18 protein-coding genes and 2 tRNA genes are annotated in these 25747 nt (G+C 59.7%); 13 read left to right on the top strand and 7 right to left on the bottom strand.

Features of this window, described 5'->3' with window-relative positions; translation table 11 throughout:
* The first annotated feature begins 272 nt into the window (after positions 1 to 272).
* The 3 genes from JQ611_RS33120 (at position 273) to JQ611_RS33110 (ending at position 4894) form a co-directional block, all read left to right on the top strand.
* Positions 273 to 2429 (top strand): type I secretion system permease/ATPase, encoded by a 2157-nt coding sequence (locus tag JQ611_RS33120; protein ID WP_249133652.1) that lies wholly within the window; start codon positions 273 to 275, stop codon positions 2427 to 2429.
* Positions 2416 to 3666 (top strand): HlyD family type I secretion periplasmic adaptor subunit, encoded by a 1251-nt coding sequence (locus tag JQ611_RS33115; protein ID WP_212264425.1) that lies wholly within the window; start codon positions 2416 to 2418, stop codon positions 3664 to 3666. Before JQ611_RS33120 ends, JQ611_RS33115 begins: the two co-directional genes overlap by 14 nt.
* A 325-nt stretch (positions 3667 to 3991) precedes the next feature.
* Positions 3992 to 4894: a transglutaminase-like cysteine peptidase gene (locus JQ611_RS33110; RefSeq protein ID WP_312012300.1), complete on the top strand. Its 903-nt coding sequence runs from the start codon at positions 3992 to 3994 to the stop codon at positions 4892 to 4894.
* 52 nt (positions 4895 to 4946) lie between these two features.
* Here JQ611_RS33110 and JQ611_RS33105 read toward each other — a convergent pair whose 3' ends face one another.
* Positions 4947 to 13757 (bottom strand): S-layer family protein, encoded by an 8811-nt coding sequence (locus JQ611_RS33105; RefSeq protein WP_212467815.1) that lies wholly within the window; start codon positions 13755 to 13757, stop codon positions 4947 to 4949.
* 1101 nt (positions 13758 to 14858) lie between these two features.
* Between JQ611_RS33105 and JQ611_RS33100 the strand changes: the two genes are divergently transcribed.
* From JQ611_RS33100 to JQ611_RS33090, 3 genes are all read left to right on the top strand, one after another.
* Positions 14859 to 15233 (top strand): hypothetical protein, encoded by a 375-nt coding sequence (locus JQ611_RS33100; RefSeq protein WP_212270224.1) that lies wholly within the window; start codon positions 14859 to 14861, stop codon positions 15231 to 15233.
* A 952-nt stretch (positions 15234 to 16185) separates the two neighbouring features.
* Positions 16186 to 17055 (top strand): hypothetical protein, encoded by an 870-nt coding sequence (locus JQ611_RS33095; protein WP_212467814.1) that lies wholly within the window; start codon positions 16186 to 16188, stop codon positions 17053 to 17055.
* A 546-nt stretch (positions 17056 to 17601) separates the two neighbouring features.
* Positions 17602 to 18438 carry a tyrosine-type recombinase/integrase gene (locus JQ611_RS33090; protein ID WP_249133647.1) on the top strand — a complete coding sequence of 279 codons (837 nt, stop codon included), beginning with the start codon at positions 17602 to 17604 and terminating at the stop codon, positions 18436 to 18438.
* A gap of 22 nt (positions 18439 to 18460) precedes the next feature.
* Here JQ611_RS33090 and JQ611_RS33085 read toward each other — a convergent pair.
* Positions 18461 to 18546: transfer RNA gene (locus JQ611_RS33085), tRNA-Tyr, on the bottom strand.
* Positions 18547 to 18749: 203 nt separating this feature from the next.
* Between JQ611_RS33085 and rlmB the strand changes: the two genes are divergently transcribed.
* Complete coding sequence (gene rlmB, locus JQ611_RS33080; protein ID WP_212270226.1) at positions 18750 to 19577, top strand: 23S rRNA (guanosine(2251)-2'-O)-methyltransferase RlmB; 828 nt, start codon at positions 18750 to 18752, stop codon at positions 19575 to 19577.
* A gap of 60 nt (positions 19578 to 19637) precedes the next feature.
* Here rlmB and JQ611_RS33075 read toward each other — a convergent pair whose 3' ends face one another.
* The 4 genes from JQ611_RS33075 to JQ611_RS33060 all read right to left on the bottom strand — a co-directional run bounded on the left by JQ611_RS33075 (position 19638) and on the right by JQ611_RS33060 (position 22297).
* On the bottom strand, positions 19638 to 20090 hold the full coding sequence (locus JQ611_RS33075) for a hypothetical protein (protein ID WP_212467812.1): 453 nt from the start codon (positions 20088 to 20090) through the stop codon (positions 19638 to 19640).
* 49 nt (positions 20091 to 20139) lie between these two features.
* Entirely contained in the window at positions 20140 to 20601 is a 462-nt protein-coding gene (locus JQ611_RS33070) for a hypothetical protein (protein WP_212467811.1), read from the bottom strand.
* Positions 20602 to 20830: 229 nt separating this feature from the next.
* Positions 20831 to 21526, bottom strand: coding sequence for an urease accessory protein (locus JQ611_RS33065; RefSeq protein WP_212467810.1), 696 nt, complete (start codon positions 21524 to 21526; stop codon positions 20831 to 20833).
* 51 nt (positions 21527 to 21577) lie between these two features.
* Positions 21578 to 22297 (bottom strand): dienelactone hydrolase family protein, encoded by a 720-nt coding sequence (locus JQ611_RS33060; RefSeq protein ID WP_212467809.1) that lies wholly within the window; start codon positions 22295 to 22297, stop codon positions 21578 to 21580.
* A 153-nt stretch (positions 22298 to 22450) separates the two neighbouring features.
* Between JQ611_RS33060 and JQ611_RS33055 the strand changes: the two genes are divergently transcribed.
* The 3 genes from JQ611_RS33055 to JQ611_RS33045 all read left to right on the top strand — a co-directional run bounded on the left by JQ611_RS33055 (position 22451) and on the right by JQ611_RS33045 (position 23524).
* Complete coding sequence (locus JQ611_RS33055) at positions 22451 to 22795, top strand: hypothetical protein (protein WP_212270230.1); 345 nt, start codon at positions 22451 to 22453, stop codon at positions 22793 to 22795.
* 149 nt (positions 22796 to 22944) lie between these two features.
* Positions 22945 to 23274, top strand: coding sequence for a hypothetical protein (locus tag JQ611_RS33050; RefSeq protein WP_212467808.1), 330 nt, complete (start codon positions 22945 to 22947; stop codon positions 23272 to 23274).
* A gap of 175 nt (positions 23275 to 23449) precedes the next feature.
* A tRNA-Thr gene (locus JQ611_RS33045) sits at positions 23450 to 23524 on the top strand.
* A gap of 266 nt (positions 23525 to 23790) precedes the next feature.
* On the opposite strand, the gene JQ611_RS33040 is transcribed toward JQ611_RS33045, so the two are convergent.
* Complete coding sequence (locus tag JQ611_RS33040) at positions 23791 to 23964, bottom strand: hypothetical protein (protein WP_212467807.1); 174 nt, start codon at positions 23962 to 23964, stop codon at positions 23791 to 23793.
* 582 nt (positions 23965 to 24546) lie between these two features.
* On the opposite strand from JQ611_RS33040, the gene JQ611_RS33035 reads away from it, so the two are divergent.
* The 3 genes from JQ611_RS33035 (at position 24547) to JQ611_RS33025 (ending at position 25593) form a co-directional block, all read left to right on the top strand.
* A complete protein-coding gene (locus JQ611_RS33035; protein WP_212385465.1) occupies positions 24547 to 24807 on the top strand; it encodes a hypothetical protein in 261 nt (86 codons plus the stop codon).
* Positions 24808 to 25189: 382 nt separating this feature from the next.
* Positions 25190 to 25372: a hypothetical protein gene (locus JQ611_RS33030; protein WP_249133646.1), complete on the top strand. Its 183-nt coding sequence runs from the start codon at positions 25190 to 25192 to the stop codon at positions 25370 to 25372.
* 35 nt (positions 25373 to 25407) lie between these two features.
* Positions 25408 to 25593 (top strand): hypothetical protein, encoded by a 186-nt coding sequence (locus JQ611_RS33025; protein ID WP_212385467.1) that lies wholly within the window; start codon positions 25408 to 25410, stop codon positions 25591 to 25593.
* The last annotated feature ends 154 nt before the right edge of the window (positions 25594 to 25747 follow it).

The following is a 25747-nucleotide window of genomic DNA, read 5'->3' as shown; positions in this document are numbered from 1 at the left end:
CCAGTGCATCATAGTTAATGGGGCCCGATTAACTGTTTGTCAGGATATTCGCGCCTCGCGAATGATTCGGTTCGCAGACTGCTGTAACGTGACAGTTTCTGGCCGCGCTCGATATTTCGCTGGTCTGGTTCGTTTTCGATCAGAGGCTTTAGATTTTGTTGTTTCGGACGCCCAAGTCGGCCAAAGGCTGGCCATCCAATGATGAGCCGGAAGCGACGGTCGTTGCTTCGACCAACGCAGACACGCTCCGAAGCGATCCCCTCGCCGCCTCCCTGACCTATCTGGCTGCCCACCACGGTCGCGCAGTAAGCCGTGAGGCACTGCTCGGGGGGCTTCCAATACTTGATGGTCGACTTTCCGTTGCCTTGTATGACCGGGCAGCCAGGCGTGCCGGCCTGGAAACTGAGGCGGTCAAGCGCGCCATTCTCGACATTCCTGCAATGGTTCTTCCCGCCGTTCTGATCATGAAAGACGGGACTGCGCTGATCCTCCTCGGGATCGACGCGAAAAACCAAAGCGTTAAGGTTCTCGATCCGGCGTTGGATCGGAGCAATCCTCGGATTGCTGGCGTTAGTTCGCTGATCGCAAACTACACCGGTTATGCGTTTCTTGTCAGGGCGGCAGCTGAAGCTGACGCACGCGCAGTCGCTGCGGGAGACCTCCCGCGGACCCATTGGTTCTGGTCAGTCGTCAAGCTGTACTGGCGCAGCTACGGCCACATCGCGCTGGCTGCCTTTCTGGTCAACATGCTCGCGCTTGCCACGCCATTGTTCACGATGAGCGTCTACGATCGGGTCATCCCTAACGGCGCGATCCCTTCGCTCATCGCGCTATCGATCGGGCTTGGCCTCGCGATAGTTTTCGACTTTGTACTTCGTGCCGTGCGAAGCCGCATGATCGACGTGACAGGCAAGACCGTAGATGTCGTGCTCGCTGCGAATATTTTTGAACACGTGATGGCCATCAAGCTGGCACAACGTCCCGGCTCGGTCGGTATCGTTGCCAATCAGCTCCGCGACTTCGACTCAGTGCGCGAGTTCTTCACTTCGGGCAGTGTGGTATCTGTAACCGATTTGATTTTCGCACTCCTCTTTATCGGTGTGCTGTTCATCGTCGCGGGACCGTTAGCCTGGATTCCGCTCATCATGTTACCAATCATGATCGCATTGGGCCTGACGATGCAGCGTCCGCTTGACCGCGCAATGAAACGACTGCAGGCGGAATCCTCTGCGCGCCACGGCGTTCTCGTCGAATCGCTTTCCGGCCTGGAAACGGTCCGCGCGACCGGTGCCGAAGCCCGGATGCAGACGGCCTGGGAGCGGTCGGTCGCCGCCACGGCACGGTCGGGCGAGGATGTTCATTTCTGGGCATCGCTCACCTTAACGAGCGCAAACGCTGCACAGCAAATAACCAGCCTTCTGTTGGTGGTTGTCGGTGTTTTTCTTATCCTCGATGGCAAGCTGACCGTTGGCGCCCTCGTCGCGGCCAATATGCTGGCCGGCCGCGTCCTGTCCCCGATCGCCGGCATTGCCTCGGTAATAACGCGCGGGACCCAAACCTTCGCGGCGCTCAAAGCGATCGACCGCATCATGTCGCTGGAGCGCGAACGGTCTCCGCAGCGGGCCTACGTTGCCAGGAAAGTCAGCGAAGGCCGCATCAATTTCGAGAACGTCTCCTTCGCCTATCCAAACGCTCCTGGCAAAGCGCTGGATAAGGTCTCGTTCAAGATCGAGGCCGGCGAACGGATCGGCATTATTGGACGTGTCGGATCGGGAAAAACGACAGTCGGGCGCCTTTTGCTCGGTTTCTACGAAGCTCAGGAGGGACGAATTCTCGTCGATGGCGTCGATTCGCGTCAATACGACCCTTCGGATCTTCGCGCCGGCATCGGATTTGCGATGCAGGATACCGACCTGTTCTTTGGAAAATTGCGCGATAATATTGCTTTGGGCAGGCCCGAGGCGAGCGATGAAGAAGTCCTCGCGGCAGCGCGACTGTCGGGGGTAGAAAATTTCATCGCCGGCCATCCGATGGGCTACGATATGCCCATTTCGGAAGGTGGTCGCAGTCTGTCTGGCGGACAAAAGCAGGCTATCGGACTGGCGCGCGTACTGATCCGAAAGCCGCGCGTTCTGTTCCTGGACGAGCCAACGGCGCATTTCGATATCAGGAGCGAAGCCGAATTCCTGGAGCGACTGAAAGCAATGCGCGGAGAGCAGATGACCATCATCATCTCCACTCACCGCCTCTCGCTTCTCGGAATGGTTGATCGTCTGTTGTTGTTCGATAACGGCCGCCTGGTGGCGGATGGGCCACGTGACAAAGTTTTGGCCATCCTCAAAGGTCAGCCGACGGCGCCTGCAGGCGACGGCAACCCGCAGCCCACTCAAAGGGCAACCTTGGTACAAAAGCCCAATGCCTCCATCTGACTTTGCCTTTGCCAACGACGTCCGCGCCGCGGCTGCTCTGCGCACGCCGCAGACGTCCCGTATGCTCCTGTTCACCTTTCTCGCCTTGCTGACGACCTTTCTGGTCTGGGCCCATTTTGCCGTTCTGGATGAGGTCAAGCGCGGCAATGGACGGGTCGTGCCCTCGCGCCAGACTCAGGTGGTCCAGACTCTCGAAGGTGGTATCGTAGGCGATATCCTGGTGCAGGAAGGGGCGATCGTACAACAGGGACAATCCCTGATGCGTATCGACGACACCAAATTCGCGTCGGAGTTCGGCGAAATCAGAGAGCGGCGCGCAGCCATGGCTGCTCGCGTGGCGCGCCTCGAAGCGGAAGCACGAGGACGAACCGAAGTCACGTTCCCTGATCAGCTTGATCAAGTAGTACCCGCTGCCGTCGCGACAGAGGCGAGCGTCTTCAAAATGCGCGCACAAAAGCTGGCGCAGGATGTTGATGTGTTGAATCAGCAGGTAACTCGTCTCAGCGGCTCCCTCAAATTGCTCGATCGGGAACTCACCCTCACGCGCCGATTATACGAACAGAAGGTCGTGCCTGAGATCGAAATGCTGCGGCTTGACCGTCAGGCGACTGAAATGCGGGGGCAGCTTGCCGAGTCACAATCGAAGATCGCCTTTGCAGTAACCTCATTTCGATCACAAGCCGACGAGGATCTCGCCAAGTCAAAGGGCGATTTGGCCGTCCTTGATGAGAACATCAAATCGGCGCAGGACCGCGTGCGGCGTACAGACCTCAAGGCTCCAGTGCACGGCATCGTTAACAAATTGAACGTCACCACCCTTGGCGCGGTGGTGCAACCCGGCGCCAACGTGATGGATATCATTCCGCTGGACGATTCCTTGCTGGTCGAGGGCCGGATTCGGCCGCAGGATATTGCGTTCATTCGCCCCAACCAGGACGCGGTGGTCAAGATTTCTGCCTATGATTCTTCCGTTTACGGCTCGCTCAAAGGCAAGGTTGAGCGCATAAGCGCTGACACCATCGTCGACGACAAGGCCGAGAAATCGGAGCGTCAGGAAACATTTTACCGCGTGATGGTCCGCACCGAAAAGAACCATCTCGGAACTGCCAAGAATTCCCTGCCGATCATTCCCGGCATGATAGCGACGGTCGAAGTCCTCACCGGCGAGAAATCGGTTCTGGATTATCTGCTCAAGCCGGCACGTACCTTGCGCGACGACGCCCTGCGCGAACGTTGAGCGAGGGCGGTTTGCTTAACGGATCGTTGCCTTCGATTGTTCAATTTTGAACGATCGCACAAACCGGTGATTGACCGGTTTTTCGACATTACTCTCCAAGCGCCCCCATATTTAACTTCACATAAGAAGCGAAGGCGCAGGCTGCGTCCCGATAACAGATTGGGGCGGAAGATCGACGCAAAGACGTTGACTGACGTTCCGGACAGGGGACGTCATGATACCGCACTTAAATTTGCGGAAGCTTCGCTCGTCTGTATTGATTGCTGCGCTTACTGTGGCGGCCATCGTTTGCGCAGCCTCCCCTTCATTCTCAGCGGATGAACCGTTGGTTGTCGACACAACCAGCGATTTCATGCCCGGCTCCGACCGGCCGCCCGCGACTTTCTTCAGCATCAACGCCGTACTGGCGAAGCTCGATCGTCAGCGCGGCCGCGGACCTGATGCCGTTCGCCTTGCCTCGCTCCCTCCTTCGCATACCGCGACGGATGCACCGCTCGCGGTAAAGGAAGTGCCGACCGTCGGCCTGGAGCCATTCGGGCTGTTCACGTTCCGCGCGCCTGACGGCCTTCTTTGGCGCAAGTGGCGGGGCGTCGAAGCCGCCATGGCAAAGGAACAGGCTGTCCTGGATCAATGCCGTAACGATGCCGGAAATTGTCCTGCCAACGCTGCTCAGTTCCAACGGTTGATCGGCGCGGTCAGTTCAAAGTCCGGACGCGACAAACTTGAAGAAGCCAATCACGGCGTCAACGCGGCGATCCGCTATGTCAGCGATTATTCCCAGCATGGCGAAGCTGATCGCTGGAGCACCCCACTTGCGACGTTTGCGACCGGGAGAGGCGACTGCGAGGATTATGCGATTGCCAAATATGTTGCACTGACCGCGGCGGGATTTTCGCAGAACGACCTCCAGCTCGTGCTGGTTCGCGACCGCGCCGTCCGTCAGGATCATGCCGTGCTGGCCGCTCGTCTCGACGGCCGTTGGCTGATCCTGGACAACCGGCTTTCCGCATTGATTGAAGACTCCGACGCCTCGAGCTTTACGCCGCTGTTCGCCATTAATCAGCATGGCGTGCATCTGTTCGCCGCGCCTTATGCGAAGCGCGGGATTCCGGATGGGCAGGTGGAAGCCGCACCGGCGGCCTCGGCTGGCGCAGGGACGCCCGACTGGACGGGTTTCGAGCCGGACAGCGAAAATATGTCGGGCGGCGGCCTGATGCTCTTGATGTGATCAAAGAAAAGGGGCGCATCCGCGCCCCTTCCGAATAGACCCAGTTCAGCCTTCAGCTGGTGAACTGAATGTTGTTCGCCGCCAAAGTTGCTGCATTGTCGAGAACGGCGAGAGTAACCGCGACGCTCGCCGCTCCACTGCCGTCCGCATCGTACAACAACTCATGTGTCGCGGTGTTGAAGTGGAGGCGTTCACTGCCGGAACTGAAGGTATTCGTCGCGTCCGCCGAGAATATGCCAGTAGCGTCACCGCTGGTCGGCAATCCACCGCCGAACCCGGCGGAAGAAATCTCGAAGACATCGCCCTGTCCGGCCGTGAAATCAACGATGTGGTCGATTCCTTCCAAAGATGAATCGTAGTGGAAGCGATCGGCTCCTCCGCCACCGGTCAGATAATCGGCACCTGATCCGCCCGTCAAAATATTGGCATTGGTATCGCCGATGAGCGCGTCCCCGAAACTGGAGCCGATCAGGTTCTCGATGTTGATGAGAATATCGCCGCTTGCATCTCCAAGCGACGTTTGCGCTCCAACGGTGTTGAGGTTGACTGTTACCCCTGCGGACGAGCCCGAATAGCTGGCGATGTCTCCACCGCTGCCATGCGTCCCACCGTTGAGGGTGTCGGCACCTGCCCCACCGATCAGGATGTCATCACCGCCGCCACCGTTCAAGGTATCGTTCCCGCCGAGACCAATCAGGGCATTGGCATTTGCGTCACCGGTGATCGTATCGGCAAAACCGGAGCCGATAACTTTCTCAAAATTGCTGAGCTTGTCACTACTGGCATCACCCGTCGATGTCTGTGCTGTGCCGACCAGGGTGAGGTCGACAGTCACGCCCGCCGACGAGTTCTGGTAGCTGACCGTGTCCCCGCCGCCGACGCTGTGAGTCCCGCCGTCCAGAGTGTCGGCGCCGAGTCCGCCGATGACAGTATCGTTGCCACCCAAGCCATTGACGATCTCGCCGGCATTTCCGGAAACCAGAAGGTCATGCGAGGCCGTTCCATTTATCGTTGTACTGAGCGGTGTGGTCGTAACCGCTATCGTACCGGTTGAGGTGTCGCCGTCTGCATCGGTTGCGGTGACGTTAAAGCTGAGCGGCTTGGCCTCGCCACTCGTGAACTTCAGATAGCCGACACTTTCGACGGCGAATTCCGCGCCCGACGAATAGATCACCTCGGTTCGATTGTACCCGTTTACGGTAAAGACCGAAATCTGATCGCCGTCTGCTGCGCTTATGATGTAGCCACCACCAGGGGCCGCTGCCCCCAAGGGCACAAGGACACCGTTCTTGTAGATCTGTGTGATGGTATCCTGCCCATCGTTGCTAAAGTCGGTGTCGGAATTGGCATCATAGGCGCGCAACAGGATCTGCGACGTACCGGACGTGTCGACCGTAAAGCTGAACCCGTTAACATCATAATGGGCCAGCGTCGAAGTTATACTGTTGTTTCCGCCACCGTCTACCGTCGCACCTGTGGCAAAGTCAAACCTGAGAAGTTCACCGCTACCGACGGTAGTGCCGCCGGCACCGAAGCTTGTGGTGCTGCCACTGTTGGTTCCGTTCACACGAGGGTGTGGCGAAGCAGCCGCGGAAATCACGATATCGTCGTTCAACGCTCCTTCGATCACCTTGAAATTCTGTGACGACGGGTCCGAGAAATTCGACGGCGTAATGCTGCCGCCGGAACCATCGTCCAGAGGACGGAAGAATCGCACGGTATAAACATCCTGGTTCTGATCGACCGTGCTGGGCGACAGGGTTACCGTGAAGACGGTAGTGCCGCCGTTCCCGAGCGCGTCGGCGCCTATCTTTCCCGTCAAGACACCGGTGGCAAATCCAAACAGGTGAATATCCTGTCCGCCGGATTTCACGGTGACCGCGCCGGTCGTCTGCAACAGCGCGTTATTCGTACCGGTAAAGACCAGGCTTCCACCATCGGCACCGATGCTCTGGTGGAAATTCAGAGCTCCGCTGCCGATCGAATTGGCCCCGTTCTCGATCACCATCGATTGCGCGGCAAAATTGACGGGCGCGTCGTCGTTGAACGTGACGTTGAGCGTACCAACGCCATTGTTGCTGGCGCTGTCCGTCACACGATACTGGAGTGCAAGCAACGCATCGTTTTCGTTGGCCCCGGTGGCTTGCATGATGGGAAGCTTCAGGTTGAGGGTATAGGCTCCTGTTGACGGGGTGACGTCGACTGTGAACAGGACCGATCCCAACCGCGCACCTGAGGTAATCGTCGCGGTGAGCGTATTTCCCGACCACCCATAGCTGACGTTTTCCTGGCCGACTGTTCCAGTCCCGCCATTCAGGTTGGCAAAGCCAAAGGTGAGCCCCCCACTGCCTCCCGAGCCGGTCAACGTTCCGCTGAGGTGGGCGGCATTGGTGGTTGTATTGTCGTTCGTTCCGCCCGCGAGACCGTGCGCAAGTCCTTCATCGTCAACTACCGCGGCGAGCGTATTTCCGACCGGCGAGTAAGCGACGGGAACCGTGGTCGTCCCGGTGGTCTGCAGTTGCTCGTATTCCGTGCCACCGCTGAACACCGAGGCGATCGAATTGCCGATCGAGACCTGGTTCGTGATTTCCGCATCGGTGTAAGACCTGGTCGCAGAGCCGCTGGTCGCACCCGCCACAATGGTGACTTGCTCACCATTGGCCAGCGCGAACACCAGGTTGGTGTCGGGGTCAATGGCACCAGGCGAACCCGTCAATGTCACGGTATAGGTAATCGAACCGCCGCTTTCCGATATAGTCGTGGCGGACGTTGTCAGCGTCGCCGTCACCGGATCGCTGTCGTCGGTGATGGACACCGTGGCGGTATCGGTGGTGTCCAGCGCCTCGTAATTGCCGCCGGTGGTGCCCTGGATCGCGACCGGGTAGCTCTGCGGATCGATGTACGGATCGTCGCCGTTGTGCACCACCGCGAACGCGGTCGAGGTGCCTGCCGACTGGCCGACCGGGATGGTGATCGTCGCGCCGTTGTCCAGCGTGATCACCAGCGCCGAACCCGTCACCGGGTTCGACACCGTCGCATTGATCGTCGCCGTCGCCGTGCCTTCGACCACCGACACGTCGGACAGCGTAATCGTGGTCACGTCCGCATCGTCGGTGACCGACACCGTGGCGGTATCGGTGGTGTTCAGCGCCTCGTAATTGCCGCCGGTGGTGCCCTGGATCGCGACCGGGTAGCTCTGCGGATCGATGTACGGATCGTCGCCGTTGTGCACCACCGCGAACGCGGTCGAGGTCCCTGCCGACTGGCCGACCGGGATGGTGATCGTCGCGCCGTTGTCCAGCGTGATCACCAGCGCCGAACCCGTCACCGGGTTCGACACCGTCGCATTGATCGTCGCCGTCGCCGTGCCTTCGACCACCGACACGTCGGACAGCGTAATCGTGGTCACGTCCGCATCGTCGGTGACCGAGAATGTTGCATTCGCAACCGAAGTGTCGCCATCGCCGTCGGTAACCGTGTAGCTGAAGCTCTCGAGCCCGCCGGAAACAAAAACATCGTCGGGCTGGGCGATAAACCTATAGCTGCCGGTGGCAGTGACCTGGAAGCCGCCATGGGAGCCAGGAACTATCTGGGAATATCCGTCGTTTCCGAAAACAAGCACGATCCCGTTGACGTGAGTGACTGAGGCGCCGTCCGTCCCTTGGACGAAATCAAGTTGGCCCGTCGCAGTTGAGCCTTCCGCGACAGTCTGCGACGCCTCGAGGAAAGCCTGAGGTCCATCGTCCTGAAACTGGACTTGCAGCGCCACGCCAGACACGACGCTCGTCGAGTCACCATCGAAATCCGTAAGCGTGGCCTTGATGTGAAGGGCGGCCGTAACCGACGCTATGTCGTCGTGGGTGGCCAGGCTCGATCCGTCGAGACCGTGGGCGATCGGCTGATACTGGCCGATCCAGACGAAACCTTCGCTATCGACGTAGACCTTGAATATCTCGGTCTGGCCGGCGGAACCAACCACGGCCCCGTTTACGTCGGTGGACAGCATGATATGGATGCCGTCCAGCGTCGTCAGCCCGGAAGCAACAGAAGTGATCGGATTCCCGGCGCTGTCGGTAATCGCGAACGAATAGGTGCCCTCCTCGTCGGCGCCGACGCTACCTGAGAACAACGAGCCGGTAGCAAGCACGCTGGTCGACGATTTCGCGTAACCGATGGCATTCGCTTCAACGATCGCGCCGGGCGGAACATCAACCAATGGATTGACGTCATTGGCGGCGTTCGGATCGGCCGCGGTATTCACTCCGGGGCTCTCGTCTTCACTGATCTTGAACGTCTCGGTGACTACGGTTGTCGTCGTGATCGTCGATTCAATTCCGAAGACCTTGAACGAATTGCCGTCGGTGAATGTCTCCGGATTGCCGGACGAAGTCGTATCGAACTGAAAGTCGTTGTAGTTGCCGACCTTGAACACATCAAACGGCGTCGCGCCGGCTGCGTGAACCGTAGCAAGATCCGGCACTCCCTCCAGCACGTAACCGACCTGCAGCGCGCCCTGATAGACGGCCGTTGCCGTGACGGGCGAGCCGTTCACAGTGAAGGTCAATGCGACGAAGCTGCTGTTGTCGGTTGCCGACACGAAAACGTTGGCGGACTCGATGCCATGAGCTTCCGCGACATCGATCTTGAAGGTGGTGGAAGAGACGTCATAGCTATTGCTATTTGGAACACCGACAACAAAACTGTTGAGGAATTCCATCGTCAGTATTTCAGGCCCCGAGATGTTCGGATTGTTCTTCGGACCAGACTCTTCGTAGCCGTCAACGATCTGGCCATCGCCGATACCGATATTGCTGCCGGTCGTGTTGACGCTGTTGTCACCCTCGTAGACGTCGACGCCACTCAGCTTGATATCATGATTGCTCTGGCCATCCATGCCGCGGACATCGGTGTTGCCTGCCTGCAGCGTGTAGGTAATCGTCTCATTGGTCGTAACCGTCGTCTCGTTCGGCGCGCGCGCCGTGATGACCGGAATATCGTCGAGCACCGAAACGGTGAACGTACCAGCACCAAGAGAAACGCTGTCGCCGTCGCCGTCTGTCGCCACTACATAGGACGACAGGTCAATTACCTTGGTATTTTCCGTGTTGTCGCCGACTTGCGCGCCATCCAGCGTCGGGTGGTCGATCTGGTCCTTGAGCGTGAATGTGTAAGATCCGTCTGAACCAACCGCCAGCGTGAACACTTCACGATCGCCGCCGTCAAATCCCGGCGTGATGTTATCGACATAGCCGTGCAAGCCGTTGGCGTCGGTTACGATGAGAATTGGCTTGCCGCCCGAAGTCAGCCCACTATCGACCGGTACGGCGACGGGCTTGAGACCGAAACTGCCAAAACCGTCGGTGCCGAAATTGACCAGCGCGCCGAGTGTTCCAAACACAGCAGAGGTCGCGACGGCGGATTCGTTGCCATCGACTTCGCCGTCGCGGGAATTATCCAGATTGGAATCCGACAGACCCGGCGCATGCAGGCCATCTTCGTCAACGTTCGCAACAATTGACCCGGACGCGACCATAGTCGGACCGTCATCATCGAACGCGATGAACGAATTCTCGTTGCCGATCAAATTGACCTGGACTGATGAACTGGCCTGATCGCCGTCACCATCGGTCGCCGTTGTGGTGAGCTGCAGATTGAGCGTGCCCTCACCAACCAGATTCACAAACGTCTGCTCGTCGAACACTGATGGATTTTCTGAACCGCCATGGTCGATCGCCAGGAACTGGTCCACCGTGATCGTCGCCGTCGCCGGATCGGTCCCGTTCAGCTTGATCGTGAACGCGACATACTCGTCGCCATCGGCTGCGGTACCGGCAATCCGGCCCTCGATCGTGTTGGCGTCGACCTGAAACAGCGAGATCGCCCGCTCCCCGGCCGTCATGGTCTCCAGCGCCGTACCATCCAGCGCAGTCACCGTCAGGGTCGTGGCAATGCCATCGCTCGACAGCACCAGCGCCAGCTCCTTGCTGATGCCGCCATCGCCGCCCGGCCCGTCCGTGCCAAAATCAACGCTCGCATTGGTGAACAGACCGGCCAGCGCACCTTCCGTCGTCGACAGCTCGCCAATCGCCTGCGCCTGGGTCGGCGTCTCCGACACCGTAACCGTGGTCGCCTTATCGTCGACTTCCCCGTTATTGTCCTGTGGCACCTCGCCCGTGTTGTAGCGATCCTCGCCGATCGTCTCGTCGAGATTGAGTGTTGCCAGAGACGACGTCTCTCCGACCTCTCCATGTGTGACCGTCGGACCGTCATCGTCGAAAGCGATGAACGAGTTCTCGTTGCCGATCAGATTGACCTGGACCGATGAACTGGCTTGATCGCCGTCGCCATCGGTGACCGTGGTGGTGAGCTGCAGGTTGAGCGTGCCCTCGCCGACCAGATTGAGGAACGTCTGCTCGTCCAGAACTGACGGATTCTCCGAACCGCCATGGTCGATCGCCAGGAATTGGTCAACCGTGATCTTGGCTGTCGCCGGATCGCTGCCACCCTCGAGCGTGATGCGGAAGGCGACAAACTCGTCGCCTTCGGCGGCTGTGCCGACGATACGTCCTTCGAGCGTCGTGGCGTTCACCTGAACCAGAACAATCGCACGTTCGGCTGCGGACATGCCGGCAAGCGCGGTGTCCCCCAGCGCGGTCGCCGTCAGAGACGTGGCGACGTTTTCTCCCGAAAGAACCAGCGTCAATGCGTTACTGATGCCACCCTGCGGCCCGGCACCATCCATTCCAAAATCGACATTCGCGGCCGCGAACAGATTGGCCAGCGCACCCGGCTGGGTCGACAACTCACCAATCGCCTGCGCCTGGGTCGGCGTTTCCGACACCGTCACCGTGGTCGCCTTGTCGTCGACCTCCCCGTTATTGTCCTGCGGCACCTCGCCCGTGTTGTAGCGATCCGCGCCGATCGTCTCGTCGAGATTGAGTGTTACCAGAGACGGGGTCTCTCCGCCCTCTCCGCGCGTGATCGTCGGGCCGTCATCGTCGAATGCTATGAACGAAGTCTCGTTGCTGACCAGAGTGACCTGGACCGGCGAGCTGACCTGATCACCGTCACCATCGGTGACCGTGGTGGTAAGCTGCAGGTTGAGCGTACCCGCACCAACCAGACGCAGGAACGCCTGCTCGTCGAAGATCGATGGATTCTCCGAACCGCCATGGTCAATCGCCAGGAACTGGTCGACCGTAATCTTCGCTGTGGCCGGATCGCTGCCGCCTTCAAGGGTGATACGGAAAGCAACAAACTCGTCGCCGGCAGCGGCGGTGCCGGCAATCCTGCCCTCGATCGTGTCGGCATCCACCTGAACCAGTACGATCGCCCGCTCTGCTGCGGACATGCCGGCAAGCGCGGTGCCCTCCAGCGCAGTTGCCGTCAGCGTCGTGCCGACGGTCCCTGCCGAAAGAACCAGCGTCAGGACGTTAGTGACACCGCCGTTGGCTCCCGGGCCGTCGGTCCCGAACGCAATATTTGCAGCGGGGAACAAAGCAGCCAGAGCACCCACCGAGGTCGACAGTTCGCCAATCGCCTGACCCTGGAGGGGTGCCGTCGACACAGTGATTGTGGAAACGCCGGTGTCGTCGACGATACCGTTCGACGGCCCGCCGTTCGACTCGGATTCACCCGAATTGTAGCGGTCGATCTGCGGACTTTCGCCCTGACCGATTGTTTCATCGAGTTCGAGGAACCCCGCCGACGAAGGCCGCTCACCGCCGTCATCGCGGCTGATGCTCGGGCCGTCGTCGAGGAATGCCACGCCCAATGCATTGGACGACACCGCCGTCGCGGTAAGTCCGAGACTGTCGGTAACGGTCTGCTGAACGAAGACCACGTTGGCGAGTGAGGCGATGTCGTTTGGATCTGACGCTCCGCCATGCTGGATCGCCTCGTACTGGGCGACATTGAGTAGGCGCGTGGCGGGATCCAGATAGATTTGGAATGCGACGGCACCGCCCGCGTTGGCCAGGTTGCCGTTACCTTCGCGACCAACGATCAGACTGCCCTCGGTGAAGAGGAAAATCGTGTTTCCGGTTATCGTCGCCTGTAGCCCGGAGGCTACGCCATTGAACGCTCCGCCCGACGCAGTTGTCAACGCATAGGTGACGGACCCTGCCCCGTTTGTCCCGAAGTCTGCTGTCGTAGAGGCAATTGCCGAAACAGGACTCTGCGCCCAACCGATCAGTCCATTTTGCTGGAATACCGAAGGTAGCGCACCTCCCTGATCGTTCGCGCCAAACGCATTTTGAACAGCAAAGGTTTCGTCATGTATCAGCAATGTATTCGAGAGTGTGAAGCCCGCAGAAGGTGCCGTTGCTATCGGCGTATCATTCGGTACGCCGGCAAACTGCTGCAGAGCCGAAGCAAAATTGCCGAGCGACTCCTGCCCGAGGAGGTCGAGCGGACCGCCCGTGCTCAGCGGATCAACAGCGCTGTTGTTAAAGTTCGCTCCGCTCCCCTGAGCATTGCCATTGCCTTCACCGGCCGCGGGCAGGACGGACTGATCCGTCGTGATCGGAAACAGGCTCGCGAATTCGCTGACCGAAACGTCCCGACCCGGCGCCACTTCGACCGAGAGATTGTTAAGAGCGTCATGCCTTGAATCGAAGAATGGCTCGACCGTCACCGTCGACTTGTTGTCGAACAGGATGATCAGCTTTTCGCCTACACGTACGAGCGTGATCTTTTCGTTGGCGATGCCGGAGAAGTCGACTTTGACCTTCTGTTCGTATCCGAGATTGACGACGACGGACTGATCACCAAGCGGTTTTGTTAGCCTGAAGATGCGCGGCGCCGCGTTGTTGTTGCTGATTCCCACGCCGGAAGCCTGAGCAACCTGAAAAGGTGCGTTCATGAAATATCTCCGAAGCGAAAGGCAGGCGTTTGAATCAAGGATCTAGAAAAGTGGCTTCAAAATTGAGCGTTAAGGTATTGTTAACCGCAAGGAGGGTCAACAAAACTGTTTGGTTAATCAATGCTTTCAGTGTGATTGTAGTAAAGACAGCGCACTCGAGGCGAGTCAGCTAGGCGGATCGGGAAAAACCAGTAAAACTACGGGTCAACCAAGGTACGATCGTTCATGCCTTTAACCTCTTGTTTTTGTTCAATGGAGCACCCGCCGTGCACATTCTTGCCGGCATATCCGGCGTGGCTTTGGCGCCCCCAATGTCGCAACCAGCGCACGATCGACCTGTCGAAACACGTGCCCATGGACACACAGATAGATCAGGGACTGCACGACGATGCCCTAGGGAATGCCTCGATCGGCCTTCTCCAAGACCCGGGAAGGGGTGACGGGCTAAGTCTGCGATGTTCAGGCTGCGGCTACCAAATCGATCGTCGCCAAAGCAGACAGTTAGGCTGAATTAGAGAACTATGACCGGGTAAAACTGGCAGAACAACGAGTCGGCTGAGTACGTCGTTTCGTCCCGTGGAGCCCCCCTCGATGCCCGCACTGTCGCTGGCACTCAGCAAGGCTTTTTGCATCCTCAATGGCGTCGCCAGCGCGCAGACACAAATGATCGAACGTTCGATCAAGGCATTGTCAACAAGGACGCGCAAATGCGGATCTGCCTAAACGCCATTCGGCTGGCCGGCCCCCGACCTCGAGGTTGGTCACGGACAAAACTCCGTAAAGGCCGCCCACTACAAAGCGTGCCTTGCGCTCAAAGTGCCGGCCGAAGTCTCGTTCTACAAATCACTGCCGGAATTCGTGGGCGACGTTGTTTTGACGATTGAAGTCAAGTACCCGCGGGCGAACGCAAATCCTAAAATTTCAGTGAGCGTAACTGGGGTTGGGGCACAGCACCGCCAGGTGAGCGATGGATGTGGCATTGCGTTGGGCCCGGACTGGGACCTGGACCGACCCGCACACCGGGCAGACTGCCGAAGATACGTTTGACCTTTTGAGCGATTCTTGCTCTGTTGATCCATATTTTAGAGTTTGGGGGCAGCGATGGGCGCGGGATTTGGCAAGTTTGTATTGACTGCAGCCTGCTTCGGATTTGCGATTGGCATCGGTCCGCAGCCGAGCGCCGCTGCGGACCTCGGCTTGATGACGACGGGCCGAGGCGGCTGTTCCGAAATTGTCTTCACTTGCGAGAACGGCAGGGAGTATCCGCTTTGTCCGATAGCGGTAAGTGTCGTTGGCGAGGTTGTTACCGCGTCCCTGGTCACTTCGCCACGCCGCTCGATGCATGTGCGGCTTGTCCCGATGGGTGTGGGGTATCGCTATGCAGGCCGGGGGCTCTGGCTGGACGGCTTCAGGGAAAACGCGCTGCTGAACTTCGGCAAGCACAACCAGGTCGCTTGCACGATTCAGCGTTCCTGATCAAGAAATCAGCTTCCAGAGCGAACTAAGAATGACCAGCGCGCAATCTGGTATTAACCCCGTGTTCGCAAGACCACGCGACGCGATCGCGGATACATGTACGCCTTGGGATTAACATAGACCGGACAGTGATTGTCCCAATGATACTGCTGCCAATTCCACTTCCAGCACCCGGATTGTATCTCGGGGTCATATCCCCAATTCAGGCGATACGGTTCATCTCCGAAGGGATAGGTGCCGCAGTAGGCGCCGCTGCTCGAAAGAACAACAATCGAGAAAGCCGCGCCAATAATTGCAAACAATGATTTTAGCATAAAAAACCTCGATGCCGGAGGACGCTCACCAAAGAGTGCCAAATGGCTTGGCGCTTATCAAGCGAGTTAGCGATACCTAGACCACCGTTGTGAGACCTAGATCGCCGTTCTAACCCTTGAGACTTTCGAGGAGCTGTCTCGATTGCTTATCAAACGCATCTGCAAATCGGCGCGCAGCACCAGGACCGAGCTGCGGTCGAGGGCGAAGGGAATGTCTAGATCGAGAATGGGGAGACGAATGGCGTCGTACGCCGGATCACTGCTTTGGTCGAGCGGGACGCGCTGGCCGGTCCGTGGATCCGAAAGAGACAATCAGACTGCCCGATGAGCTCGTCGATGTCGGCCTCACTGCCTTCTCCGTTACGGCATCAACGGCTGCACGCTCTGGTCGTTTTCGCAAAAGGTAGTAGATATTGGATGAGCCCCAGTTGTTTTAGGGCGGGCGGTGACGCAGATCATCCTATGGGTGAAGGAGTTCTTCCGCCATCGCATCGGCGCCGGTACCGTCGCGTCTACGAGGTCCAGGGCGCAATGGAAACCGCAGTCGATAAAATGCCATGGAGCCGCGAAAGGGCTTTCCGCTATTTCTGCGGCATCTGCCGGAACAAGATTAAACGATCGACCGGGGATGCTGCTTAATGGGCAGAATTCGAACCATCAAACCGGAATTTCCGCAGTCGGAAAGCATCGGCAAGCTTTCGCGGGACGCTCGGCTGCTGTTCGTTCAGCTTTGGACGATCGTTGACGATGCGGGGAGGTCTCGCGCCGCCTCGCGAATGCTCGCGAGCCTTCTATACCCATACGACGACGACGCCAGCGGCCTTGTGGATAACTGGCTTGACGAGTTGGAGTTCGCCGGGAAGATCCGGCGATACTCCGTCGGGGGCTCCGCCTATCTTGAAATCGTTAAGTGGCTGGAACATCAGAAGATTGACAAACCGTCGAAGTCTCGTCTGCCTGAATTCGTTGACGGTTCGCGAGCCCTCGCGAAACCTCGCGAGGCTTCGACTGCGGACCTAGGACCTAGGACCTGTACCTCGGACCCTCTCTCTCGGTCGAAGGATCGACCGGCCCGCGTGCAAATCGATTTGGAAGAAGCGATAGCAGCCAAGGCGCCTAAGCCTGCAAAGCCTGCTTCGCGATTTGATGCCTTCTGGTCGGAATATCCTCGGCGCGACGGTCCTAACCCGCGCAAGCCGGCGGAACAGCGGTTCGATGCGCTGGTGAAAAGCGGGCTCGATCCGGAATTCGGGACGCGGTTTATCCCGCAGGCGATTACCTGGCTCAATCAACAGCGCTGGTCCGATCACGCGGCGGTTGCCTACCTCGCGGAAGCCGCCGGTATTGATTTGCACATCGAAAGCGCCGTGAAAATGTTCGCCAAGATGCGCGTTTGGTCAAAGCACGTGGGGCCTGAGCCTGGGCAAGTCGGCTGCAAGGCGCCGGCCGAACTACTCGCGAAATACGGGCTCGCGCCTGACGGCGCCAAACTCGAACCGGTGGGCTGAGGGGCAAAATGGAACATTACGCTTATAGCCAGCCGTCGCTAATGGCTGCGCAGATACCCACCAAGGTGAAACGATGAGCCGACGACATGCAAAGGTCACCCAGGCCGACGTTGCGCGCGCGATCCGCGCCGCGAAGCAAGCCGGCGCTGCCGACGTCACCATTCGGCCGGACGGGACTATAGTCGTCGGCTTGGTGCCCGAGCCGAGAACGGAAAAATCAGATTTTGAGATTGAACCGGACCCCGGATTTACCCTCTAATGCAAGGCATGCCCCGCCCTCGCCCGCCGCATCTTCAACGCGAGACCAACCGCCACGGCAAAACCGTTTGGTTTGTCCGGATCGGGAAAGGTCCGCGGACACGCCTTCGCGCGCCCTACGGGACTCCGGAATTCGATTTGGAGTATATAGCGGCCGTGAATGGCGAGCCGATCGGAAGCAAGCCCACGGCCTCGCGAGCGTCCCTACAATGGCTTTGGGATAGCTACCGAGAAACGGGCGCCTGGACCGGGCTCGCAGCATCGACCCGCCGTCAACGCGAAAACATCATGTCGCACGTTTTGAAGGAGAACGGGGCGAAACCTTTTGCCGCAATGCGCGCGAAAGATATCCAGGCCGGGATCGATCGCCGGTCGAACACGCCGGCGGCCGCGCGGAATTTTCTCGACACCTTGAAGGGAATGTTCCGATGGGCGAAGAAGCGCGGACACGTCAAATCCGATCCAACCGCCGACGCCGACATAGAGGCGCCCGAGCGGAAAAAGGGTAAGGGCTTCCCGGCGTGGACACGGGAGGATATCGAGACATACCGACAAAAATGGCCGGAAGGCACCCGGCAACGAGTTTGGCTCGACGTTTTGCTCTACACAGGCCCGCGACGCGGCGACGCGGCGATTATCGGCAGGCAGCACGAAAAGGACATCAAGAATCCGGACGGCACCATTTCCAGGGTTGTGCAATTCAAGACCGAAAAGAGCGGCAAGCTCGTTACCGTGACGCTTCCAATTCTGCCGGCGCTACAGCGGACGCTCGACATCGGACCGACAGGCGACCTGACATGGATTTGCGGCGCCCGAGGCCGGCCGTTCACGAAGGAAAGTTTCGGCAACGAGTTTTCCCAGGCGACCCGGCAAGCCGGGATCAAAAAAAGCGCGCATGGCGTCCGGAAGATCGCGGCGACGATCGCGGCCGAGAACGGCGCGACCGAAAAGGAGCTTGACGCCATATTCGGGTGGGTTGACGGCGGCCGAACGTCCGGCATCTACACGCGGGACGCAAACCGCGTTCGACTTGCCGCCCAGGCGGGCCACAAACTAGACGAAACCGGAACATCACCGCCCGCACCTAGCGGGAAGGTGCGGGCCGCAGGCCAAAACAGTAAGTAAAATCAACGCCATTTTCGGGCGATGGTGGGGGAAGAAGGACTCGAACCTTCGAAGTCATAAGACGGCTGATTTACAGTCAGCTCCCTTTGCCACTCGGGACACTCCCCCGTTTAACTGCATCGCAAACCCAACCGCTTGATTGGCGGCGGACAGGCCATGGATGACGTTAATACCAGGAGCCGATGGCGCGCTCCCGGTCGGGCGCGTTTATGGGCGAAGGGCCATGGCAAAGTCAACCAAGGGAAGCCTCGAAAAACGCGCCTCGAGGGGCCAAATTGCCATAATCCGGAACCCGTGACACAAGCTGGCCCATGAGCGATCGCGACCGAAAACCGCCGTTCCGCCGTGGCGGCGGCAAACCCTTCGAAAAAGGCCGGAAACCGGGCGGTCGCCCGGCTTGGCGCGACCGGGACACCAGCCCGGACGGGCCGGTGATTCTTTATGGGTGGCATACGGTTGCGGCGGCTTTGGCCAATCCGGAACGCCAGATCCGCAAACTGTTTCTGACCGAGAACGCCGCCCGGCGTCTCGCCGACGAGAATATCGACACCCGCGTGCCCCCGGAACTCGTCCGGCCGAGCGCGATCGACCAGCGGCTGGGCCCCGATGCCGTACATCAGGGCCTGCTCGCGGAGGCCGATCCCCTGCCCTCGCCGGATATCGATACGCTTGATCAGGAGGGCATCGTGCTGGTGCTCGACCAGATCACCGACCCGCACAATGTCGGCGCGATCATGCGTTCGGCCGCGGCGTTTGCGGTCAAGGCGATCGTGACGACTGCGCGTCACAGCCCCGAGGCGACCGGCGTGCTGGCGAAGTCGGCGTCCGGCGCGCTGGAAATGGTGCCATTGGTGACCGTGCAGAATCTCGCCCGCGCGCTGAACGAGTTGAATGACCGTGGCTTCATGACCGTTGGCCTCGACAGCGAAGGCAGCGAAGACCTCGGCGCTGTCGGACTACAGCAACCGCTTGCGCTGGTGCTGGGGGCCGAAGGCAAGGGCTTGCGGCAATTGACGCGCGAGACCTGCAGCGTTGTGGCGCGCCTCGACATGCCCGGCGAGATCAAGAGCCTGAACGTCTCGAACGCCGCGGTGCTGGCGCTCTATATCGGCGCCTCCAGGCTGGGATTGATGAAATAAAAACAACGCCCGCTCGCAGGGATGCGAACGGGCGCCGACGTATTGATTCGAACGTTCGGATCAATAACGGCCGAAGCGCGCGCCGCGATAGCCGTAACGGACGCCATAGCCATAGCGAGCGCCATAACCGTAGCGGATGCCCGGACGAACGCCGTAGCGGTAGCCGTAGCCGTAGGCCCGCGGGGCTACGACGCCGCTACCGTAGCCGTAATACGGACGATAGCCGACGACGGTGTCTTCCTGATAGACGCGGGCCGGAGCCCAGGCGCCGGGACCGGAATAGGTCGGGCCCTGGTTGACGTAGTAATATTGCTGCACGGGATCGGCGAGCCGGGCATAACCCCAACCCACGCCGCCACAGGGATTGCAGCCCGCCGAGGTGTAGGTCGCAACAACCGGTGCGGCGTAGACGACGGGCGCAGCGTAACCGCAGTTGGCGTAACCGCACGCCATCGCGGGCGCAGCGGCCGTCACGGCGACTGCCGCGACTAGTCCTGAAATCAGATGACGCATTACTCTCTCCTGTAGGTGTTTGCCTGTTGGTGTTCTTGTTGGCGTGGTCTTATGGGCGCGGAAGTAGTCCCGTGGGATGCCGACGTGGACGCCGGTCGTCCTGCGGTGCGTAGATGATCTCGGGCGGATTGACGGGCACGTTGGATTGCGCCGGCAGCGGCGCCGACTGTGCAGACCAGGATTGGTGATAGCTTTCGGCCGGCTGCGGCAACCTTCGGTTCGCCGGCGGCTCGATTTCCAGACGGCCGTAACCGGGCAGATGACCCGCGCTCGGATAATAATGACCGACACGCGGAACCGGATCGTCATAGCGGCCACCATAGACGGTCGGCTGCACATGCGTGCCCCTGAGGAGGCCCCAGTCGCCCTCGACCACCGAATAGGATGCATCGACGCCGTTGATGATGACGGGAACACCGGGGCGACCCGGAATCACGATTTCAAAGCCGCCGCCGGCCAAGGCCGTCGACGTCGTCGCCATCAGAATTGCCAGTGTCACGCCAATGCGCATCGCTTAGGACCCCGTTTTCCTCTGACCGCAATTTAGTCGAACGGGCACCCCCAAGGGTTAAGGGGCCGGACCAAACTGCCGGTAAGGCTAACGCGTCAGCATCCCCCGCCGTTCAATTGCGAGCGAACCCGATCAGCAATTGTTAACGGGGCGAGCCGTCATTCTCGCTCTCTCTCGTCATTCCCCGATGCGCAATTGCGCATCGGGGAATGACGAGAGAGGAAATAGCTCACGCAAACAGGTTTTCGACGAGGGTCGTAACTCCGATGGCGATCGTGACAATGCCAACGGCGCCCTGCAGGCCGCGATTGGCCCAGGTGAGCCAGCGCGCAGACAGCGCGAGGGGCACGGCAATGACGGTGGACAATGCGCCCATGCCGATCATCGAGCCGACCCCGAACAGCGCGACATAACCGAGGCCGGCCGCCGGACTCGACGCCTGCGACACCGTCAGCACCAGCAACGCAGCCGAGCCCGCCATGCCGTGCATCAACCCGACCAGCAATGTGCGCCAGCGAAAACCGTGTTCGTGGGCGTGCGCGGTGCGCAGATGCGGCGTGGTTTCTCCGGCATGGCTGTGGGCGTGAAGATGCACGGTGCCGTCGCCATGGCCGTGCTTGTGGAAATGCACGCGGTCGCGCCACAGCCGCCACAGCACATGCGCACCTAAGCCGACCAGCATGATGCCGACGGCGGCCTCGAGCGGACGCGCCACACTCTCCGGGATCGCACTGCCAAGCAAGATGGCGCAGCCGGCGAAGACGAACAGCGTCAGCGTATGACCGAGTCCCCAGGTCAGCCCGTGCCTGACGATGTCACCGACACGGCTGCGGCGCGCGGCGATGCTGGAGACGGCGGCGATATGATCGGCTTCGAGCGCATGTTGCATGCCCAGCAAAAACCCAAGCCCCAGAATTCCGAACATATGCCCCCTGCGCGCTACAAGCGCTTATCAAACACCAATCAACTGCTCTTGTCAGGTCAACACTTCATCAAACAGACCTTGCATCGATGCCCACGAGCGGCGATCGGCCTGCTCATTGTAGAGCGCGGTGCGCATCATCGAACCGTCGGCGGCGGGATTGGTGAATCCATGCAGCGTGTTGCCATAGAGGATGACCTGCCAGTCGCGGACGTGGCCTTCGCGCATCTCGTTCTCGAACGCGGCGACCTGATCGGGCGGCGCCAGCGGATCCTCCGCGCCGGTCAAGACAAGCACACTGGCCTTCACGCGGCCGGGTTGCGCGGGCATTTTCGTCGCCAGCGCGCCGTGGAAACTGACCACAGCCTTGAGATCGGCGCCCTCGCGCGCGAGCTCCAGCACCACCGAGCCGCCGAAGCAGAACCCGATTCCCGCGAGCCGGCTGGTATCGACCTCAGGCAAATCCGCCAGCGCCGCGAGCGCGGCGCGGCCGCGGGCGCGGAGTTTTTCCGGCTCGGCACGCAGGCCGCCGACCACGGTCGCGACTTGCTGCAGATTGATCGCCTGCCGTCGGTCACCGAACATGTCGGCGGCGAGCGCGATATAGCCGAGGTCCGCAAGCCGCCGCGCGCGTTCCATCGCAAACTCGCCGAGCCCCAGTCCCTCGTGAAACACCAGCACGCCCGGCCGCGGACCTGCGGCATTGTCGTTCCAGGCGAGATAGCCCCGCAAATTGACGTCGTCGCAGCGGTAATCGAGGTCACGCGTCGGCATAAAATTCTCTGAGGGACTCTTTTAAGGTGTTGGGTGGGCGTCAAAAATGCGGGAACAGGAACATCACACCGGTTTGAACGCCGCACAACCCAAAATCGGAACATCCAGCCCTGCGATCGGTTGGCCCCGCACAACATTCGCGGAGAGCAACCAATGACAAAGCTGAAACTTCTGGGCGCAACGGCATTGCTGGCGGCGACGATTGCGACGCCTGCGATGGCGCAGCAGTGGACGAATGATCACAACTATCGCCATCGATCATCCGGCTTCTGGCCCGGCGAAGTCGCAGCCGGTGTCGTCGGCGGTGCGGTTGGCGCAGCGGGCGCGATTGCGACCGCCCCGTTCCGCAACAGGGATTCCTACGCCTATTACGGCGGGCCGGCCTATGACGATTCCTATGCCTATCCCGTCCAACGCCCGCAGAGCCTGCGTCCCGCCTGCGGCATTCAACCCGACGCGACGTATATGGGCCCCGACGGACGCTGGCGCCCCTGCTGACGAGGCGTGAGCGGTAAGTCCGGGCCAATAACGCCGAATTGAATTGCGGCCAGGGAAAATACGGAACGACCTTGCACCCCGGACCTGGCTTGGCGTGACGAAAACTGGTGTCACGAGAAACCTCGCGTCACGAAAAGAAGGAGAACCGCATGACAACAATCAAGATCCTCGGCGCCGCTGCGATCATCGCATCCGCGTTGGCGAGCCCGGCCATGGCGCAGCAGGTCACGAACTCCGGCAGCTATCAGCGTCAGGCGAATACGGATCAGGCGTATCGCCAGAGTGGCAGCTGGCAGAACAGCTACAATCGCTGGAATGACCGCAGCGGCTTCGGACCGGGCAACACCGCCGCAGGCACCGCGTCCGCGATGGCAGTCGAACCGATCGGTGGCGAAGAATACGCCCGCCGCAACGGCTTCGTCTGCATCCCCGGCACCCTGTTCCGCGGCGAAGACGGCCGGCGGCATCTCTGCCAATAACGCTGGCGCATCGAGAAGCGAAAAAAAGCGGCCGGAAGGCCGCCTTTCTCATGTGCAGGGGTTATGGCAGCGGCTTTCGAGGTGCTGGCCCTTTCCGGGCAAGTCTGGTATTCGACCGCCGAAGATTGGTGGAACCCCGCGCGTTATCTGGCCTGGCCCGCCATCGCTTCCATTCGCCGGTTTAGCTCAGCGGTAGAGCAGCGGTTTTGTAAACCGAAGGTCGGGAGTTCAATCCTCTCAACCGGCACCAGCGTCTCTTGAGTGGTGCGAGGAACTGTCACCGCCTAGCAACATCCAGGATGTTTCGCTTCTCGGAACACCAATTAAGACTCCCCTGCTCGAAAGTCTTGCGGCAGATTCGACGTTACCGGGGTTGGGAGTATTGTCATTGCACTGACAATCAATTTTCCCGGACGGGCCGCAGCGCGCAACGCCTGCGGCCTTTTTCATTGGCCGGCAAAAGCCGCCGCAAGAATACCCAATCGACCAATGGCTGCGCTGCGCGCTCCGCTGCAATTATGCAAACAACCAATCGTAGGTCTTCGCAAGGAGCTTGCTAAGCAGGTAGAACCAACCTGCCATTGCAAGGACAACAGGAACAAAGAAGGCCACCCCAACGATCACCTGCTCTCGCCTTTGGCCGCTGGGAGCCACTGACACTTTGACGGCCGCTTTTTCGCTGGAGCTCATACACTCACCGTGTGGGGAAAGGGCGGCAACTCGCCCCGTTTCAAAAGTAGCAAAGCGCGCGGCCGTGGTGGCATCAGCATTCTATTGTTCGCCTTGTAGGCCGCCTCAGTTGGCGGCCTCTTCATTTTGCGATGCCGATGAGAAGCGGCCCCAACCTGGGGCTGGGGGTTGAGTTGGGGCCGCCATTCCAACCGTGGGCAACGCGGAAAAAGGCGGCCTACGGTTAGCCAAATTACCGCAACTCGGTTGATCGTTCCGAACTAGTTTGGAGTACCTCGGTTGGCGGCCTCTTTCGTTGTGCCGATCGCACCTGCGAACCGCAATCCGTAGCGGCTTCTCTCGACCAGGCGCGGGGCGGATTTGAAACGGCGTGGAAGACTATCTGCCACGATGTACGGAAGCCGACTTCGTCGAGTATCGGCGCCAGCGCGCCTGGACGGCTTGGAAATACGCAATGCATGCCGCTGGCCTTCCGCTGCCGACGCAATCAACCAGTGGACGGGCACGCTGTCTCGGGCGCCGCGATAGATTAGCGGTAACCGGCCGTCACGTTCAGGATGCACATATGGATTCGCAGCACGCATGAAGCCAAGCAGCGACCGCCCCTATTCCGCCGCTGAGAAGGCCGCGCGCAAGCTGCTGGAAATCGTCAACGCTACGGAAGCCATTCAAGACGGCCGGATCCACATTGAGAAGATCAACGGGCCAATGCTGTTCAAGGAAGGCGCCAGCCCGGCCGGGTACAAAGCTGGTCTCGATCTCGCGGTCGCGCGCGGCTGGCTGCTGCACGAGTCCAGGACGTTCGTGAAGTACACACCGGCCGGCGCGGATTTGTTTGCTTAACGGTTGCGGCCTCGCCGTTAGTGGTACTTGAATATAACCCATTTGGGTGATGAGCGCGTTTTCCGCGAGCGAGTGGGAACCAAAGTGCATTTTAGCACTTACTGACTCACCTTTGGCGGGGTGAGCAATGAACGACTTAAGCAGCGATAAACTCTCAGGACCGGAGAAGCCCGAGCATCGCAGGTGCAGGTGTGGCGCGCAGCCCAAAGTGGTTCACAAGATGATGGACCCAACTCGTGGCTTGACGGTACGAATGTTTGAATGTCAGTGCGGCGAACGCAGTTGGACCGAACATAAAGACTGAGCTCTTCCGATAAGCTCCTTACAACTGCCGCTGGACTGACCAAAAGCGATAGAGAAATGGGGCCGAAGAGGCGCGGCAATGATAAAGCAATCTGAAATCTACCGGCAGAACGCGGAGAACTGCCTGCGTCTGGCTGAGGCTGCAGAGAACGAGCCCGCTCACAAGCGTTTCAAGCGGATGGAAGCCGCTTGGCTCGCGTTGGCCGAGGAGCAAGATTGGCTCGACGGGGAGACATCCGCCAATACCCAAAAAACCAAATGATGCTGTACGGTCAGACTGAAGGCGAAGGGGAATAAATGGACCTGCTGTCGTCGATTGACTTGCCGCATTGGCTAATGATCGCTGGAGCTGTTTTAATCGCAATGGGCTGCCTTGGTCTTGTGATTAGCCGGAGCAGGCAAGCCGCTAGTAACCTTGATCTTGATCCTGATCCTGATCGTGATTCAGTACAAACCGCTTCGCGCCCCATGGCCAGCAAATGACCGTGCAAGATGTCTGATATCCTAGTTCGGACGCTCTTGGCGTCGTGGCACAAGGCCGAGAATTTCGCTCGGTAGCATCCCGTCACTATCGTAAGAAGCTGGTGTTGAGCTGGGATTGCTTTGAAAATGTCCAAAATTTGCCGGGCTTTGTACC

It is taken from the genome of Bradyrhizobium sp. AUGA SZCCT0182 (genome assembly GCF_018130185.1).
Lineage (GTDB): Bacteria > Pseudomonadota > Alphaproteobacteria > Rhizobiales > Xanthobacteraceae > Bradyrhizobium.
Note: the sequence above shows the minus strand (reverse complement) of the source record. Positions and strands in the feature narration are given on the sequence as shown.